The 17989-nt window shown below is 64.8% G+C and carries 15 protein-coding genes and 2 pseudogenes; all 17 read left to right on the top strand.

Going from position 1 to position 17989, the window contains the following annotated elements:
* Nucleotides 1-30: 30 nt before the first annotated feature.
* Nucleotides 31-447, top strand: coding sequence for a gamma-butyrobetaine hydroxylase-like domain-containing protein (locus OWR21_RS09070; protein WP_092973318.1), 417 nt, complete (start codon nt 31-33; stop codon nt 445-447).
* Nucleotides 448-499: 52 nt separating this feature from the next.
* Nucleotides 500-1231: a bifunctional demethylmenaquinone methyltransferase/2-methoxy-6-polyprenyl-1,4-benzoquinol methylase UbiE gene (gene ubiE / locus OWR21_RS09065; RefSeq protein WP_012761151.1), complete on the top strand. Its 732-nt coding sequence runs from the start codon at nt 500-502 to the stop codon at nt 1229-1231.
* A 127-nt stretch (nt 1232-1358) separates the two neighbouring features.
* The gene (locus OWR21_RS09060) at nt 1359-2408 is read left to right on the top strand and encodes a Tim44 domain-containing protein (RefSeq protein ID WP_186829332.1); all 1050 of its coding nucleotides are present in this window, start codon (nt 1359-1361) and stop codon (nt 2406-2408) included.
* A gap of 146 nt (nt 2409-2554) precedes the next feature.
* Nucleotides 2555-3211, top strand: coding sequence for a ubiquinone biosynthesis accessory factor UbiJ (locus OWR21_RS09055; RefSeq protein WP_332395045.1), 657 nt, complete (start codon nt 2555-2557; stop codon nt 3209-3211).
* Complete coding sequence (gene ubiB / locus OWR21_RS09050) at nt 3208-4785, top strand: ubiquinone biosynthesis regulatory protein kinase UbiB (protein WP_147217245.1); 1578 nt, start codon at nt 3208-3210, stop codon at nt 4783-4785. Before OWR21_RS09055 ends, ubiB begins: the two co-directional genes overlap by 4 nt.
* A gap of 23 nt (nt 4786-4808) precedes the next feature.
* Complete coding sequence (locus OWR21_RS09045) at nt 4809-5438, top strand: SAM-dependent methyltransferase (protein WP_332395044.1); 630 nt, start codon at nt 4809-4811, stop codon at nt 5436-5438.
* A gap of 229 nt (nt 5439-5667) precedes the next feature.
* Nucleotides 5668-7107 carry a sodium:solute symporter family protein gene (locus OWR21_RS09040; protein WP_027678234.1) on the top strand — a complete coding sequence of 480 codons (1440 nt, stop codon included), beginning with the start codon at nt 5668-5670 and terminating at the stop codon, nt 7105-7107.
* Between the two features lie 246 nt (nt 7108-7353).
* Entirely contained in the window at nt 7354-7701 is a 348-nt protein-coding gene (locus OWR21_RS09035; RefSeq protein WP_332395043.1) for an FmdB family zinc ribbon protein, read from the top strand.
* A gap of 31 nt (nt 7702-7732) precedes the next feature.
* Nucleotides 7733-8470 carry a DUF502 domain-containing protein gene (locus tag OWR21_RS09030; RefSeq protein ID WP_012761157.1) on the top strand — a complete coding sequence of 246 codons (738 nt, stop codon included), beginning with the start codon at nt 7733-7735 and terminating at the stop codon, nt 8468-8470.
* Between the two features lie 94 nt (nt 8471-8564).
* The gene (gene aspS, locus OWR21_RS09025) at nt 8565-10391 is read left to right on the top strand and encodes an aspartate--tRNA ligase (RefSeq protein WP_332395041.1); all 1827 of its coding nucleotides are present in this window, start codon (nt 8565-8567) and stop codon (nt 10389-10391) included.
* Between the two features lie 147 nt (nt 10392-10538).
* A complete protein-coding gene (locus OWR21_RS09020; protein WP_332395040.1) occupies nt 10539-11399 on the top strand; it encodes a hypothetical protein in 861 nt (286 codons plus the stop codon).
* A gap of 101 nt (nt 11400-11500) precedes the next feature.
* Nucleotides 11501-11986: a dihydroneopterin triphosphate diphosphatase gene (gene nudB / locus OWR21_RS09015; RefSeq protein ID WP_027678229.1), complete on the top strand. Its 486-nt coding sequence runs from the start codon at nt 11501-11503 to the stop codon at nt 11984-11986.
* Between the two features lies 1 nt (nt 11987).
* Nucleotides 11988-12734 (top strand): endonuclease/exonuclease/phosphatase family protein, encoded by a 747-nt coding sequence (locus OWR21_RS09010; protein WP_027678228.1) that lies wholly within the window; start codon nt 11988-11990, stop codon nt 12732-12734.
* A pseudogene (gene clsB / locus OWR21_RS09005) lies at nt 12731-13998 on the top strand (cardiolipin synthase ClsB). Before OWR21_RS09010 ends, clsB begins: the two are co-directional and overlap by 4 nt.
* 45 nt (nt 13999-14043) lie before the next feature.
* Nucleotides 14044-15708, top strand: a complete 1665-nt coding sequence (locus tag OWR21_RS09000; RefSeq protein ID WP_332395039.1) for an acyl CoA:acetate/3-ketoacid CoA transferase — start codon at nt 14044-14046, stop codon at nt 15706-15708.
* A gap of 404 nt (nt 15709-16112) precedes the next feature.
* The gene (locus OWR21_RS08995; protein ID WP_021196492.1) at nt 16113-16703 is read left to right on the top strand and encodes a TetR/AcrR family transcriptional regulator; all 591 of its coding nucleotides are present in this window, start codon (nt 16113-16115) and stop codon (nt 16701-16703) included.
* 51 nt (nt 16704-16754) lie between these two features.
* Nucleotides 16755-17989: pseudogene (locus tag OWR21_RS08990) on the top strand (acyl-CoA dehydrogenase family protein); the annotation flags it as partial.

The raw sequence follows: 17989 nt of genomic DNA, 5'->3' as shown, positions 1-17989 counted from the left end.
CACCGTTTTCTGACTCGACGAGACGTTTTCATGGCCGGACTTTCCGCCGACACGCCGCACCCGACCGGCATTACCGTCCACACGCAATCGCGCGTGCTGGAGATCGCCTTTGCCGATGGCAAACAGTTCAGCCTGCCGTTCGAATATCTGCGCGTGCTGTCGCCGTCGGCTGAAGTGCAGGGGCACGGGCCCGGCCAGGAAGTGCTGCAGACCGGCAAGCGCGAGGTCGGCATTGTCGGCGTCGAGCCGGTGGGCAATTACGCGATCCGGCCGCTGTTCTCCGACGGTCACGATTCCGGCATCTTCGACTGGGCCTACCTGTACCGCCTCGGCGTTGAGCAGGCCACGCTCTGGCAGGCGTATCTCGATCGCCTGGCCGCTGCCGGCGTCGACCGCGACGCCCCGATGGCCGAGAACGCTGGCCACGCTTGCGGCCACAGCCACTGATTCCCGATTCACTTTGCGGCGCCTGTGCGCTGCATCCGCATCCTTTTCTGTCATGAGCCAAACCCACTTCGGATTCCAGCAGGTCGATGAGCAGGAGAAGGCCGGCAAGGTCGCCGGCGTGTTCCATTCCGTCGCGAGCAAGTACGACGTGATGAACGACCTGATGTCCGGCGGCCTGCACCGCGTGTGGAAGATGTTCACCATCGCCCAGGCAGCGGTCCGCCCGGGCTACAAGGTGCTCGACATCGCGGGCGGCACGGGCGACCTGGCCAAGGCGTTCGCCCGCCAGGCCGGCCCCACCGGCGAGGTGTGGCTGACTGACATCAACGAGTCGATGCTGCGCGTCGGCCGTGATCGCCTGCTCGATGCCGGCGTGCTCACCCCCACCGCGCTGTGCGACGCCGAGCACATTCCCTTTCCGAATGCTTACTTCGACGTGGTGACAGTGGCATTCGGCTTGCGCAACATGACGCACAAGGATCGCGCGCTTGCCGAAATGCGTCGCGTGGTGAAGCCAGGCGGCAAGGTCATGGTGCTGGAGTTCTCCAAGGTGTGGCAGCCGTTGGAGAAGGCTTACGACCTGTACTCGTTCAAGGTGCTGCCGTGGTTGGGCAGCAAAGTGGCGGGCGACCCCGAAAGCTACCGCTACTTGGCCGAATCCATCCGCATGCACCCGGATCAGGAAACGCTCAAGCAGATGATGGAACAGGCCGGATTGGACTCGGTCGAATACTTCAATCTGACAGCAGGTGTCGTGGCTCTGCACGTCGGCCGTCGCCTCTAAGTGTTTCCGTCGTTCCGCCAGATGGGCGATGCAGCGCGCTGCGGCGATATGCCACGATCCTTCACATTGAATTTCGGCATTGACGTCTTCATCTAATGGCGTCACTGCCATTGGAGAGAAGACAGCGATGAGTTTGCATTGGGGTGGAAAATTGATGGCGGGCGCGCTGGTCGCGACGCTCGCACTGGGCACGGCAATCGACGCCAACGCCAAGCGCATGGGCGGCAGCCGCAGCATCGGCAAGCAGTCGTCCACGGTGACGCAACGCCAGCAGACGCCGCCGGCCACAACGCCGTCGCCCACGCAGCAGGCCGCGCCCGCCGCGCAACCATCGCCGGCCGCACCAGCTCCGGCCGCGCCGGCCGCAAAGCCCGGACGTAACTGGGGCGGCATGCTGGGTGGCCTGGCTGCCGGCCTGGGCCTCGGTTATCTCCTGTCGAAGTTCGGTCTGGGCGCGGGCCTTGCCTCGTTGCTGTCGAACCTGATCCTGATCGCGCTTGTCGCGTTCGTGGTGATGTGGATCATCCGCAAGGTGCGAGGCAGCCGTCCGCAAGGTCCGGCCTACGCCACGGGCGGCCCGTCGCTGGGTGGCGATCGTGAGCCCTACGTGCCGCAACCTGCCGCGCCGGCCCCGCAGGCTTCTGCGTCGGCGGCCGCATCGCTGAACACCGGCAACACGTCGGGCTTGGGCGCTGGCGCCGCAACGGCTGCACAATCGTGGAACCTGGGCGGTCCGGCCGCATCGGGCGCGCCCGATGCCCACGCGCAACCTGCTGCGGCTGCGCCGCAGCAGCCGTGGGGTGTGCCCGCAGATTTCGACACGCAAGCGTTCCTGCGCAACGCCAAGGTCTACTTCATCCGCCTGCAGGCCGCCTGGGATGCCGGCAATCTCAACGACATCCGCGAGTTCACCACGCCGGAGATGTTCGCCGAGATCAAGATGGACCTGGCTGACCGCGGCACCTCGCCCAACAAGACCGACGTGGTCTCGGTTGAAGCCGAAATGCTGGGTATCGAAACGCAGGCCGCCGAGTACCTGGCGAGCGTCCGCTTCTCGGGCATGATTCGCGAAGAAGCCAATGCGCCCGCCCAGCCGTTTGCCGAGGTGTGGAACCTGACCAAGCCGACGCAGGGCGCGGGCGGCTGGGTGTTGGCGGGTATTCAGCAGTTGCAGTGATGCTGTAGCAACTTGAAGCGGCGCAAAACGGCTGTTTCAGCATTCCCCGTAAAATGGGGCCCGACCGTCTGGTGCGGGCCCTTTTTGTTGCCTGCCGCTAGCCCGCTTTTTGCTGCTCTCTTGCTGTTTCAGCGCACCATCACCGCATGTCTTCGACAGCCACTTCGTCTTCATTTCCGCTTGTGCTGATGCAGCCGCTGCTGCTCGCGCTCAACCATCTGCTGCGCCAGGAGCCCTGGGCGCAAGAGACGCTGCGCCCGTTTGCGGGCCGCGTGGCGCGCTTTGACCTGGCGCCGATGTCGATGACGTTGCAGGTGGACGCCGCCGGCCTGGTGACCGCTCCCGAGCCTGACGTTGAACCGGCCGTGACCGTTGTCGTGCCGCTTGCGGCCGCTGCTGCCGATTACGCCGCAGGCGGGCAGGCCGCCGTGCTCAAGCACGTGCGCATCGAGGGCGAGGCCGAATTTGCCAACGTGCTATCGACGCTGCTGCGCAACCTGCGCTGGGATGCGGCGGAAGATCTTTCGCGCGTGTTTGGCGATGTGATCGCGCAGCGCATGGTGAGCGGTGCGCAGGCTGCCCGCACCGAAGCCACGCGCGTGGGCCGTTCGCTGGCGGAATCGGTGGCGTCTTACCTGACCGATGAGCAACCCACGCTCGTGCGCCACGCGCGCCTTGCGCAGTTCGCCGCCGATGTGGCGGCATTGCGTGACGCCGAAGCGCGTCTGGTCAAGCGGCTGGAGCGGCTCGAAAAACGCCCGCAGCCGGCCACCCGGACCGCACGTCAGGGTGAATCGGCATGACGCGCTTCTTCCGGCTGGGCAAGATCGTTTTCGTCATCCTCTATTACGGGCTGGACCAGCTTGCGTTGTCGGGCTTCAAGAGCCGCCGCATTCGCGCGTTGGTCTGGCTGCTGACGCTGGGCCGCAAGCCGAAGCTGCCCCGCGGGGTGCGCTTGCGCCTGGCGCTGGAGCAGCTTGGGCCCATCTTCGTGAAGTTCGGGCAGGTGCTGTCGACGCGCCGCGATCTGCTGCCGCCCGATGTGGCCGACGAACTCGCCAAGCTGCAGGACCGCGTGCCGCCGTTCGACCCGAAGGTGGCGGCGGCCATCGTGGAGAAATCGCTCGGCAAGCCGCTCTCGGCGCTGTTCCATCGTTTCGATCATCACCCCGTGGCGAGCGCGTCGATTGCCCAGGTGCATTTCGCTACGTTGCGCGGCGGCCCCGACGACGGCCGCGAGGTGGCCGTGAAGGTGCTGCGCCCGGGCATGCTGCCCGTGATCGACAGTGACCTCGCGCTCATGCGGGACCTCGCCACGTGGATGGAAAAGCTGTGGGCCGATGCCAAGCGCCTGAAGCCGCGCGAGGTGGTCGCCGAGTTCGACAAGTACCTGCACGACGAGCTTGACCTGATGCGCGAAGCGGCCAACGCCAGCCAACTGCGCCGCAATTTTGCCAAGTCCGACCTGCTGCTGGTGCCCGAAGTGTTCTGGGATTGGTGCACGTCTGAAGTGTTCGTGATGGAGCGCATGCACGGCATGCGGATCTCGCACACCGAAGAGTTGCGCGCTGCCGGCGTCGACATGCACAAACTGGCCCGCGACGGCGTGGAGATCTTCTTCACGCAGGTCTTTCGCGACGGCTTTTTCCACGCTGACATGCACCCCGGCAACATCCTGGTGAGCGTGGCACCCGAGACGCTGGGTCGCTATATCGCGCTGGATTTCGGCATCGTCGGGGCGCTGTCGGAGTTCGACAAGAACTACCTCGCGCAAAACTTCCTCGCGTTTTTCCAGCGCGACTACCACCGCGTGGCCGTGCTGCATATCGAGTCCGGCTGGGCGCCCGAAGAGACGCGCGTCGAAGAGCTCGAAGGCGCCATCCGCGCGTGCTGCGAGCCGTATTTCGATCGGCCGCTGGGCGAGATCTCGCTCGGCCTGGTGCTGATGCGGCTGTTCCAGACCTCGCGCCGCTTCAACGTGGAAGTGCAGCCGCAGTTGGTGCTGCTGCAAAAGACGCTGCTCAACGTGGAAGGTCTTGGCCGCCAGCTCGATCCGGATCTGGACTTGTGGAAGACGGCGAAGCCCTTCCTGGAGCGCTGGATGCACGAACAGATCGGCTGGCGCGGTTTTGTCGAGCGCCTGAAGGTGGAGGCACCGCAGTGGGCCAACAAGCTGCCGGACTTCCCTCGCCTGCTGCACCAGATCCTGGATCGCCGCTCCCGCGAGGACGGCAACGCGCAGACCGCCGCGCTGACCGCACTGCTTGCCGAGCAAAAGCGCACGAACCGGCTGTTGTCTGCTGCGCTGTTGTTCGTCGGCGGCTTCGCCGTCGGCATCATCGCGACGCATGTGCTGGCCTGGATGGGCCGCTACTGATCCGCTGTCAACTTTCGAGCGCCATGGCCGAACCGCCCGCCTTCCAATCCCGTGACGCCGCCGATCCCGCCTTCTGGGACGAGCGGTTCAGCCGCGAGCACACGCCCTGGGATGCGGCCGGCGTGCCCGTGGCCTTCCGGCAATTCTGCGAAGCGCAGCCTGCGCCGCTTTCCACGCTGATTCCCGGCTGCGGCAACGCGTACGAGGCCGGCTGGCTGGCCGAGCGCGGTTGGCCCGTCACGGCGATCGACTTTGCGCCGAGTGCCGTGGCATCGGCCAGGGCGGTGCTGGGCCCGCACGCCGACGTGGTGGAATTGGCCGATTTCTTCCGCTTTTCGCCGCCTCGGCCGGTGCAGTGGATCTACGAGCGTGCATTCCTGTGTGCGATGCCTCGGCGACTGTGGCCCGACTACGCTGACCAAGTGGCGAAACTGCTTCCGGCGGGCGGGTTGCTGGCGGGTTTCTTTGCCGTCGTGGAAGGCCGCGAGGCGGTGCCCAAGGGACCGCCGTTCGAGACCACGCAGCCCGAACTGGACGCGCTGCTGTCGCCCGCGTTTGAGCGCATCAGCGATATGCCGATCGCGGAAACGGACTCGATTCCGGTGTTCGCCGGGCGCGAGCGCTGGCAAGTCTGGCGCCGCCACGCCGATTGAGCTGTTTTCCTGGCCAGTGTTGGTGCGAAGCAACATGGGCCCCGGTCAACAAAAAGCCTGCTGACGCCCGTTGCGGGCCGTCGCCCAAAAATCTGGCAAATGGGGCGGCATTCGTGCTGGCACCGATGCCCCGACGCCCAGTCCCATCGCTATAATCCGGCCACTTTGCCCGGCGCCTCTGGGCCCAAACCGGGTCGCCATGGGTTTTCCAGCTTCCTTCCGCGCTGCCATGCTGATCTGGTTCGTCATTGTTTACTGGGTGATTTCCGTCGGGATCGGCCTGTGGGCTGCACTGCGCGTGCGCAATACCGCCGATTTCGCCGTGGCTGGCCGCAGCCTGCCGTTCTATGTCGTGACCGCCACGGTGTTCGCCACCTGGTTCGGCTCCGAGGCGGTGCTCGGGATTCCCGCGGAATTTCTCAAGGACGGCCTGCACGGTGTGGTGGCCGATCCGTTTGGTTCGTCCTTGTGCCTGGTGTTGGTGGGTCTGTTCTTCGCCAAGCCGCTGTACCGGATGAACCTGCTCACCATTGGCGACTTCTATCGCAACCGCTTTGGCCGCGTGGCCGAAACGCTGACCACCCTGTGCATCGTCGTGTCGTACCTCGGCTGGGTGGCGGCGCAGATCAAGGCGCTGGGCCTAGTGTTCTACACCGTGTCTGACGGCGCGGTTTCGCAAGACCTGGGGATGATGATCGGCGCGGGGAGCGTGCTCGTCTACACGTTGTTCGGCGGCATGTGGTCGGTGGCGGTGACGGATTTCATCCAGATGATCATCATCGTGATCGGCATGCTGTACATCGGCTGGGAAGTGTCAGGGCAGGCCGGCGGCGTCGGCACGGTGGTGGCGCACGCGGCGGCTTCGGGCAAGTTCTCGTTCTGGCCGGCGTTCAATCCGATCGAGATCATTGGCTTCGTGACGGCGTGGATCACGATGATGCTCGGCTCGATTCCGCAGCAGGACGTGTTCCAGCGAGTGACGTCGTCGCGCACCGAGCGCATCGCCGGCACGGCGTCGGTGCTGGGCGGCGTGCTGTACTTCATGTTTGCGTTCGTGCCGATGTTCCTGGCGTATTCCGCCACGCTCATCGACCCGCAGATGGTGGCCAAGTACATCGATACCGATTCGCAGATGATTCTGCCGAACCTGGTGCTGCAGCATGCGCCGATCTTCGCGCAGGTGATGTTCTTCGGCGCGCTGCTTTCCGCCATCAAGAGCTGCGCGAGCGCAACGCTGCTCGCGCCCTCCGTGACGTTCGCCGAAAATGTGCTGCGTCCGCTGCTGCCCAACATGGATGACAAGCGTTTCCTGCGCGTGATGCAGGCGGTGGTGCTGACATTCACGGTCTTGGTGACGCTGTTTGCGCTGAACTCGCATCTGTCGATCTTCCACATGGTCGAAAGCGCCTACAAGGTGACGCTGGTGGCGGCGTTCGTGCCGCTGGCCTTCGGCCTGTTCTGGAAGCGCGCGACGAAGCAGGGCGGTCTGCTGGCCATCATCTTCGGTCTGGCGGCGTGGATCTGGTGCGAGGTCTTCCTGTCGGGTGCGATGCTTCCGCCACAATTGGTTGGCCTGCTGGCCAGCTTTGGCGCCATGGTCCTGGGCTCGCTCGGCCCCCAATGGATCGAGAACCGCGCGCCGACCACGAAGGCGGCTACGCAAGCCTGAGCGTCTTGTGAGGGCGTGCGCGGTGTGCCACTTTGTCGCGCATCACCATCGGCCGCCCCGAATCTGCGGTCGGGAATTCCCTCAAAAGGGTTTATAATTCAAGGCTTTGCGCGCCAGCACTTGTACGGCGCGCAGTTGCCCCAATCTTCCGCGAGCCTGTCGTGCGCGTTTCTCGCACCGCGTTCGCGGCCTGCGCGGGCAATCCATCGCTTTCTTGTCATTTGTTTGTTCCAGGGTGAGGACACCATGCCGATCTATGCTTATCGATGCGACGCCTGCGGCCACGCCAAAGATGTGCTGCAGAAGATGAGCGACGCCCCGCTGACGGATTGCCCCGCATGCGGCGCGCCGGCGTTCAAGAAGCAGCTCACTGCTGCCGGCTTCCAGCTCAAGGGTTCAGGCTGGTACGTGACGGACTTCCGTGGCGGCTCGGGTGGCGCATCGGCTACCACGGCCGGCACCGGTACGGCGGCCAAGGCAGATGCCGCAGCACCAGCCGCTGCTGCACCGGCCGCGTCGTCGGACAGTGCGTCGTCCAGCGCCAGCACCCCGGCGGCGTCCGGTGGTTGCGGCACGTCGTGCGCTTGCCACTGATCGCATCGCTCACCTTTCGGTCCATCGCCTCATGAAACAGAAAACCAGCGCACTCAAGACATGGTTCCTGACCGGTCTTCTGGTGCTTGTCCCGCTTGCGATCACGCTGTGGGTGCTGTCGCTCATCATCGGCACGATGGACCAGAGCCTGGCGCTGCTGCCGTCGGCATGGCAGCCGGATCAGCTGTTTGGCCGGCGCATTCCTGGCGTCGGCGCGATTCTCACGCTGGCGTTCATCCTGATCGTCGGCGTTCTGGCGCACAACTTCATCGGCCAGAAGCTGGTGCTGTGGTGGGAAGCGCTCGTGGGCCGCATTCCCGTGGTCGGCCCGATCTATTCGAGCGTGAAGCAGGTGTCGGACACGCTGCTGTCGTCCAACGGCAATGCGTTCCGCAAGGCGCTGCTGGTGCAGTACCCGCGCGAGGGCTCCTGGACGATCGCCTTCCTGACCGGCCGCCCTGGCGGTGATGTCGAGAACCACCTGCAAGGCGAGTACGTCAGCGTGTACGTGCCGACCACGCCCAACCCGACGTCGGGTTTCTTCCTGATGATGCCCAAGGCCGACACCATCGAGCTGGACATGACGGTGGACGCGGCGCTCAAGTACATCGTGTCGATGGGTGTGGTGGCGCCTGAAGCGCTGCCGCGCCGCATGGACCCGCCCGATGCCTCTCAACAGACGGAGGACCGGTCGCCGGCTCAAGGGCCGCGCGACCCTTCGAATCCGACCGCGCTGCCTGCAGAGGGCGGCGCCATCGCGGCACCCTAGCCGGCGACCGAACCAAGTCGAACCGACGCCGGCTCCCCAATCAACTTTCACGCGCGACGCTGTAGTGGCGGCGCGCTTCGCGGAAAACCACAACATGCAAATGCGTACTCAATACTGCGGTCAGGTCACCGAACAACTGCTCGGCCAGAGCGTTACGCTGTCGGGCTGGGCCCATCGTCGTCGTGACCACGGTGGCGTGATCTTCATCGATCTGCGCGACCGTGAAGGCCTGGTGCAGGTCGTCTGCGACCCGGACCGCCCGGAGATGTTCAAGGTGGCCGAAGGCGTGCGCAACGAGTTCTGCCTCCAGGTGAAGGGCGTTGTGCGCGCCCGTCCGGAAGGCACCACCAACGCCAACCTGACCAGCGGCAAGGTCGAAGTGCTGTGCCACGAGCTGACCGTGCTCAACGCCTCCGTCACGCCGCCGTTCCAGCTGGACGACGACAACCTGTCGGAAACCACGCGCCTGACGCACCGCGTGCTGGACCTGCGCCGCCCGCAGATGCAGTACAACCTGCGCCTGCGCTACAAGGTCGCGATGGAAGTGCGCAAGTACCTGGACGACAAGGGCTTCATCGACATCGAAACGCCGATGCTGACCAAGAGCACGCCGGAAGGCGCGCGCGACTACCTGGTGCCGTCGCGCGTGAACGCCGGCCAGTTCTTCGCGCTGCCGCAGTCGCCGCAGCTCTTCAAGCAGATGCTGATGGTGTCGGGCTTCGACCGTTACTACCAGATCACCAAGTGCTTCCGCGACGAAGACCTGCGTGCTGACCGCCAGCCCGAATTCACCCAGATCGACTGCGAAACGTCGTTCCTGAGCGAGCAGGAAATCCGCGACCTGTTTGAAGAAATGATCCGCACGGTGTTCAAGAACACCATGTCGGTCGAGCTGGATGCCAAGTTCCCGGTGATGGAGTTCCGCGAGGCGATGGCCCGCTTCGGCTCGGACAAGCCGGACCTGCGCGTCAAGCTGGAATTCACCGAGCTGACCGACGCCATGAAGGACGTCGACTTCAAGGTGTTCTCGGGCCCGGCCAACGCTGAAGGCGGCCGCGTGGTCGCACTGCGCGTGCCGGGCGGTGCTTCGCTGTCGCGTGGCGATATCGACGCGTACACCAAGTTCGTCGAAATCTACGGTGCCAAGGGCCTGGCCTGGATCAAGGTCAACGAAGTGGCCAAGGGCCGCGACGGCCTGCAATCTCCGATCGTGAAGAACCTGCACGACGCGGCCATCGCTGAGATCCTGAAGCGCAGCGGCGCACAGGATGGCGACATCCTGTTCTTCGGTGCCGACCGTGCCAAGGTCGTTAACGACGCGATGGGTGCGCTGCGCCTGAAGGTCGGCCATTCGGACTTCGCCAAGAACACCGGCCTGTTCGAAGACGCCTGGAAGCCGCTGTGGGTGATCGACTTCCCGATGTTCGAGTACGACGAGGAAGACGCGCGCTGGGTGGCCATGCACCATCCGTTCACGAGCCCGAAGGACGAGCACCTGGAATACCTGGAAACGGACCCGGGCAAGTGCATCGCCAAGGCTTACGACATGGTGCTCAACGGCTGGGAAATCGGCGGCGGCTCGGTGCGGATCTACCGCGAAGAAGTGCAGAGCAAGGTCTTCCGCGCGCTGAAGATCAACGATGAGGAAGCACGCGCCAAGTTCGGCTTCCTGCTCGATGCACTGCAGTACGGCGCGCCCCCGCACGGCGGTATCGCGTTCGGTCTGGACCGCGTTGTCACGATGATGGCCGGTGCCGATTCGATCCGCGACGTGATCGCCTTCCCGAAGACGCAGCGTGCGCAGGATCTGCTAACGCAGGCACCGAGCCCGGTCGACGAAAAGCAATTGCGCGAGCTGCACATCCGCCTGCGCGCTGCCGAGGCAAAGGTTGCCGCACCGACGGCTGCAACGACCGCCTAAGCGCCCGCGCTGACGCTCCACGACAAACCGCGCCGCCTGATAAGGGCGGCGCGGTTTGTTTTTGGGCGCCTCCATTGGGAACATTGCGTGCTAATCCGAATCTTTCGTTTCTGTCACGTGGTGTGACAACGAAGGAGGAGTGTTTAGATGGACTACATCGACTTTGCGCGCACATGGGTCGTCGCCCACGCGGAGTTCCTGCTGACGTGGCTGATCGCCGCGCTGGTGGTGATACTGCTGGCGTGGATCGAGATTCGCCGTGCCACCCGGCGCGCTGCCATGGCGATGACCGAGGCTGTCGCCACCACGGTTGCGGCCTGCGTGCCTGAAATTGCGGCAGCGGCGCAGAGCGCACATCTCGGCGCACCCGCATCGGCGGCGTCTGCCGGTTTGGCCGAGGCGATGCGCGCACTGGGCCACCTCGCCGCGGAGCGGATGCAATGGCTGCATGCGGTTGCCAACCTGCGTTTGCCCGAGGCGGCACTGCCGCCAGCCGCACCGGGCGTGCCGGTGCATCCGCTCGTCTACGACACACCGCGTCCGTTGGCCGAAGCCCACTTGGCGGCAGAACGCAGTTTTGCCGATCACGCGCGCGTTCTGCAGGCGGAACGCCGCGCCCTCCAAGCGCTGGAAACTGCAGAGCGTGAGGGCACCAGCGAATTGCATCGCATCGAGCGTGAAACTTCGGCCATTGTCGAGCGCTTCGATCAGGCCAATGCGCAGTCGGAGCAGACCGATGTGCAGCGTTTCCTCATCCAGAAATTCAACACGCTTGGCAATCGCGAACGCGAGTTGACCGCGCAGCTCGCTGCGCTGCGCCAACAGCTCGCCGAGCGTACGGAAGCGTTGTGGGCGCAATCGCAGCGTGCGGCCGACGACTATGCTGCGATGCTCGATCCGCTGCTGGCGGTGGCTCGCCGAGAGCTGGGTCACGAAACGGCGACCGACGAGACGGCACTGTGGCTCGCCCGCACCCGCGCCGGACAAGGGCCGCTGCGCGCGGCATGATTGCTGTCACGGCAGCGCAGCGAGCCTCACGGTGGCACGCTTCTGGCTGCGGTAAGCTATTGCCTTGCAGCGCGATCGCGCCGCCCATTGAAGACGCACCCATGCCGCACAAGATTCCCGTCTCCGTTCTCGTCGTCATTCACACGCCCGATTTGCATGTGTTGGTGATGGAGCGGGCCGATCATCCGGGCTTTTGGCAATCCGTGACGGGCAGTTGCGACACACTCGACGAGCCCCTGGCCGATACGGCCCGCCGCGAGGCGCTGGAAGAAACCGGTATCGACGCGGCCCAGCATCATCTGATCGACTGGGGCCACCACATCGAATACGAAATCTACCCGCGCTGGCGCCATCGCTACGCGCCGGGCGTGACGCGCAACACGGAGCACTGGTTCGGCCTGCTGGTGAGCGGCAAGGTACCGGTGCGGATGTCCCCGCGCGAGCATGTGCAGGCCGAATGGCTGCCTTACCAAGAGGCCGCCGCGCGGTGCTTCTCGCGCAGCAACGCCGAGGCCATTCTGCAGTTGCCCGAACGCCTTGCTGCCTATCACGCGCGTCAAGCGGCGCTGACAAAGGACCAGGCCTGACATGCTGCGTTTGCGCGTTGCCACCTACAACATCCACAAGGGCGTGACCGGCATTGCGCGGCGTGTGCGCGTGCATGACGTGCGGCAGGGTCTGCACACCATGGACGCCGACATCGTCTTCCTGCAGGAGGTGCAGGACCGCAACGACCGCCTCGTCGCCGCAGAACTGTTCGACCCGAATTACACGCAGCTGCGCTATCTCGCGACGGACGTCTATCCGCACACGGTCTATGGCCGCAACGCCGTGTACGAGCATGGGCATCACGGCAATGCCATCCTGTCGCGGTTTCCGATCCTGCTGTCGGAAAATCTCGATATCTCCGACCACCGTTTCGAGCAGCGCGGCCTGCTCCACGCCGTGACCGACCTCGGTTTTGGCGAGGTGCATTTGCTGTGCGCACACTTCGGCTTGTTTGCACGCAGCCGGCAGCGGCAGGCGGAGGCACTCGTCGATCGCGTGCGTTCCGTCGTACCACCGGATGCGCCCCTCGTGGTGGCGGGCGATTTCAACGATTGGAACAATCGCCTCGATCGCATGATTTGCCAGGCGCTGGGTGCGACCGAAGTGGCCGACAAGGCTGCCGATGCGCGCCCGGTCCGCACCTTCCCCAGCCATATGCCGTGGCTGCGGCTGGACCGCATCTATGTGCGCGGTTTCGATATCGAACGTGCGCACGCGCTGACCGGTCGCGAGTGGGCACAGCGCTCCGACCATGTGCCCCTGCTGGCTGAACTGGCACATCCATGAAGGTCGCGCGCGATGCGGGTCCGCTGCGCTCCGAGTGGCGGCGGGGTAAGCCCTGCCGGGCAACGACGTCGATCTGCTGTGCGGCGGTGCCGAGTTCTTCCCCGCCCTGATCGAAGCCATCGACGCCGCGCAACGCCGCGTCGCACTCGAAACCTACATCTACACCGACGACGCCACCGCCCACAGCGTGACGGAAGCGCTTGCCCGCGCTGCACAGCGCGGCGTGGATGTCCACCTGACCATTGACGGTTTTGGCACGGGCCTGCTGCCAGCCAACATCGCCGCGATGCTGGAAGCGGCCGGTGTGCGTCTGCGCATCTATCGTCCGTTGCGGGGTTTCCGCCTGCAACGCCGCCATTTGCGACGGCTGCATCGCAAGATCGCCGTCATTGATGACGATGTGGCGTTCGTGGGCGGCATCAACATCATCGACGACCTGAACCACGCGCCGTTTAACGACACCGCCCTGGGGCCGCGCTACGACTTCGCCGTGCGGGTCCGCGGGCCGCTGGTCGCGCAGATTGCGCTGACCGTCGACCGGCTCTGGTGGCAGATGGGCGTGCGCGCCGGCATGCGGGAGGTGGGCGTCACCGGCGTCGCCGCCGAGTTTCCGGTGATGACGGATACGCCGCGGCCTCGACATCGCGGAGCGTCGGGGCGAGAAAGCGAGCGTGCGCCGGGCACCGTGTTGGCCTCGCTGGTGCTGCGCGACAACGTCCGCAACCGGCGTGCGATCGAACGCGAATATCTGCGCGCGCTGGGCGCCGCACGACACGAGGTGATCATCGCCAATGCGTACTTCTTGCCGGGCGTGCGTTTCATGCGCGCACTGGCCGCATGCAGACGGCGCGGTGTGCGCGTGCGGCTGTTGCTGCAGGGCCAGGTCGAATACCGGTTGCAGCACTACGCGACGCGTTCGCTGTATCACATGCTGCTGCGCGACAACGTCGAGATCTACGAATACACCGCCAGCTTCCTGCATGCCAAGGTGGCCGTGGTGGATGACCGCTGGGCGACGGTGGGCTCCAGCAACATCGATCCATTCAGCCTGCTGCTGGCGCGCGAAGCCAACGTGGTCGCGTGGGACGCAACCGTGGCCAACGAATTGCGCGCCGCATTGGAAGATGCCATCGCCCATCACGCACGCCGCGTTCTGGCCGACGCGCATGCTGCACGCCGGTGGTGGTGGCGCCTGGCAGATTGGTGCGCCTATCGCCTCGTGCGCCTTGGCGTGGTCATCAGCGGGCGCGCAGCGCAGTATTAGCGGCACACATCTAATACCTACAAGAGACAACAAGACGGAGGAGACATGCAAGTCATCACAGCGGATGAGGCCGCGCGGTTGGTACAGCCGGGATGGACGGTGGCATGCGCGGGGTTTGTCGGCGCCGGGCATGCGGAGGCCGTCACGCATGCGCTGGAGCGCCGCTTCCTGGCCACGGGCGAGCCGCGCGATCTGACGCTGGTCTACTCCGCCGGACAGGGCGATCGCGCCACGCGCGGTGTCAACCACTTCGGCAATCCCGGGATGACGCGCTGTGTGGTCGGTGGCCATTGGCGTTCGGCCACGCGGCTCGCAGACATGGCGCTTGCCGAGCAGTGCGACGCGTTCAACCTGCCGCAAGGTGTGCTCACGCATCTGTACCGGGCCATCGCAGGCGGCAAGCCCGGCGTGCTGACGAAGATGGGCCTGCACACCTTCGTCGACCCCCGCACCGAGCTTGACGCGCGTTACCACGGCGCCGCCATCAACGCCCGCGCCAAGGCGGCGCGTGCTGCGGGCACAGCCTCGTGGGTCGAGTACGAACGCTTTCGCGGCGAAGACTATCTCTTTTACCCAAGCTTCCCGCTGCACTGCGTCTTCCTGCGCGGCACCGCTGCTGACCCGCGCGGCAACATCAGCACGCACGAAGAAGCCTTTCATCACGAGCTGCTGGCCATGGCGCAGGCCGCCCGCAACTCGGGCGGCATCGTCATCGCGCAGGTGCGCCGGCTGGTCGATCGGCATGACAACCTGCAGGCGGTCCACGTGCCAGGCATCCTCGTCGATTACGTGGTCGTTGCCGACGATGAAGCCGAACACCAGATGACCTTCGGCGAGGCGTTCAACCCGACTTACATCCGCCCATGGCAAGGCGAGGCGATCCAGCTCAAGGAAGACGCCATCGAAGCCAGCGAGGCGCTGGAGACGAGCCAACACGGGGCGCTCGATGCCCGCACGCTGGTGCAACGCCGCGCCGTGCTGGAACTGATCGCGCAGCAACCGCGCGTTGTGAACCTGGGCGTCGGCATGCCCGCGGCCGTCGGCGCCCTCGCTGAACAGGAAGGCGCGCGCGGCTTCACCCTTACCGTGGAGGCAGGCCCGATTGGCGGCACCCCGGCAGATGGCCTCAGCTTTGGCGCGTCGGCCTATCCCGAAGCGGTCGTCGATCAACCCGCGCAGTTCGACTTCTACGAAGGCGGTGGTATCGATCTCGCCATCCTCGGTCTGGCAGAACTGGACGGCGCCGGCAACGTCAACGTCAGCCTGTTCGGCGAGGGCGGCGATACCGTCGTCGCGGGCGTCGGCGGCTTCATCAACATCACGCAGAGCGCACGTTCGGTCGTGTTCATGGGCACGCTCACCGCCGGGGGCCTCCAAGTCGAAGCCGAAGACGGCAAGTTGCGCATCGTGCGCGAAGGACGGCTCAAGAAGATCGTGCCTGCCGTGTCGCACCTGACCTTCAACGGTGAATATGCGGCGCAATCGGGCATTCCCGTGCGCTATGTGACCGAGCGCGCCGTCTTCGAGATGCGCGACGATGGCCGCGGCGCCCGGCGGCTCACGCTGACGGAAATCGCCCCGGGCATCGACCTGCAGCGTGACGTCTTAGACCAGTGCGCTGCCGAGGTGGCCGTAGCAGCCGACTTGCGGGAAATGGATGCGCGCATCTTCCGCCGTGGTGCCATGTGTACAGGCATTCCACCGGCCTGATTTTTTGACCCGTTTATTTACTGATGGGTAGCACTAGAAAACCCCTCCACCATGCTGCGCCGCTCGCGTTTTATGGGTGCGGCGCACACCCCGCTAAGCCTTTTATCTAAAGGCTTTACGGGATTCGCGCTGCACCGCGAAAGATGGCGATTCCGCATTGCCATTTAGATGCCGCTTTCTAATAAAACACTTGCCGCTCCAAGGGCCCCTGTAAATAATTGAACGACCGTTCGATTTTGGCTAGAGTGTTCGCGCAGGCTGGTTTACAGTCCTGCCCGGCACGCAAAAGGCGCCCTGCAGCAAGCCAATTTTCTCGCGTGTCACGCCCCAGAAAAGAACGGAGAGAAATCATCATGCGTCACCCGACCGCTCGTCTCGAATCGAATCACGCAGCAGCTACGCCAATGCGCAAGGGCGAGCTGACACGTGCAGCGATTCTCGATGCCGCGCTGGAACTGGCCTCGCGCGACGGACTGGAAGGATTGACGATCGGTGTGCTCGCGGAGCGCATGCAGATGAGCAAGAGCGGGGTGTTCGCGCACTTCGGCTCGCGTGAGGACCTGCAGGTGGAAGTGGTTCGCGAGTATCACAAACGGTTCGAGCAGGAAGTCTTCTACCCGAGCTTGACGGAACCGCGCGGTCTGCCGCGCCTGTGGAGCATGGTGCGACGCTGGATGGAGCGCCGCATTCAGGAAGTCACCACGGGCTGCATCTACATCAGCGGCGCGGTGGAGTACGACGATCGTGCCGAAAGCCCGGTGCGCGACGAACTCGTCAAGAGCGTGACGATCTGGCGTGCAGCATTGGCCCGCGCGATCGCACAGGCGAAGGAAGAAGGCCATCTGCGTGCAGAAGCGGACCCGCAATTGATGCTCTTCGAGATGTACAGCCTGGAGCTGGGTCTGCATCACGATGCGCGTTTCCTGCGGTTGCCGAACAGTGCCGAACTGGCCATGGTGGCGCTCAACAAACTCATTCAGTCTTACCGAACCTGACGCGGCATCGCACACCTAGCGGTCGCGCAGTACACACCAAGGAGTTGCAAGATGGGTCAATACACCGCACCGCTGCGTGACATGCAGTTTGTTCTCCACGAGCTTCTCGGCGTGGAGAACCACCTGAAGGAGATGCCGCAGCACGCGGAGATCGATGCCGACACCATCAACCAGGTGATCGAGGAAGCCGGCAAGTTCTGCTCCGAAGTCATTTTCCCGCTCAACCAGTCCGGCGATCGCGAAGGCTGCACGTACCACGGCGACGGCGTGGTGACCGCTCCGAAGGGCTTCAAGGAAGCGTATCAACAGTATGTCGAGGCCGGCTGGCCTTCGCTGGGCTGCGATCCGGAGTACGGCGGTCAGGGCCTGCCCATCCTGATCAACAACGCGCTGTACGAGATGCTGAACTCGGCCAACCAGGCCTGGACGATGTATCCGGGCCTGTCGCATGGCGCGTACGAAGCCTGCACGCACACGGCACCGACGAGCTCAAGCAGCGTTATCTGCCGAAGCTGGTGTCGGGCGTGTGGACCGGCACGATGTCTGACCGAGCCGCATTGCGGCACCGACCTGGGCATCCTGCGCACCAAGGCTGAACCGCTGGCCGATGGCTCGTATGCCATCACCGGCACGAAGATCTTCATCTCGGCGGGCGAGCACGACCTGGCCGAGAACATCATTCACCTGGTGCTGGCACGTCTGCCGGACGCGCCGGGCGGCACGAAGGGCATCTCGCTGTTCGTGGTGCCGAAGTTCATTCCCGATGCCAACGGCAACCCGGGCGAGCGCAACGGCGAAGTGCGGCTCGATCGAACACAAGATGGGCATCCACGGCAATGCCACCTGCGTGATCAACCTGGATGGCGCAAAGGGCTGGATGGTCGGCGAGCCGAACAAGGGCTTGAACGCCATGTTCGTGATGATGAATGCCGCGCGTCTGGGCGTCGGCATGCAGAGCCTGGGCCTGACCGAAGTCGCTTACCAAAATTCCGCTGCCTACGCCAAGGAACGCCTGCAGATGCGCAGCCTTTCGGGCCCGAAGGCACCGGACAAGCCGGCTGACCCGATCATCGTGCACCCGGACGTGCGTCGCATGCTGCTGACCCAGCGTGCGTTTGCCGAAGGCGGCCGCGCATTCAGCTATTGGATCGCCCTGCAGATTGACCGCGAGCTGTCGCACGAAGACGAGTCCGTGCGCAAGGACGCGGCGGATCTGGTGGCGCTGCTGACGCCGATCGCCAAGGCCTTCCTGAGCGACAACGCATTTATCGCCACCAACGAAGGCA

This window comes from Ralstonia sp. 1B3, assembly GCF_036631435.1.
The sequence above is the reverse complement of the archived record's forward strand: the minus strand, read 5'-3'. Positions and strand labels throughout refer to the sequence as shown.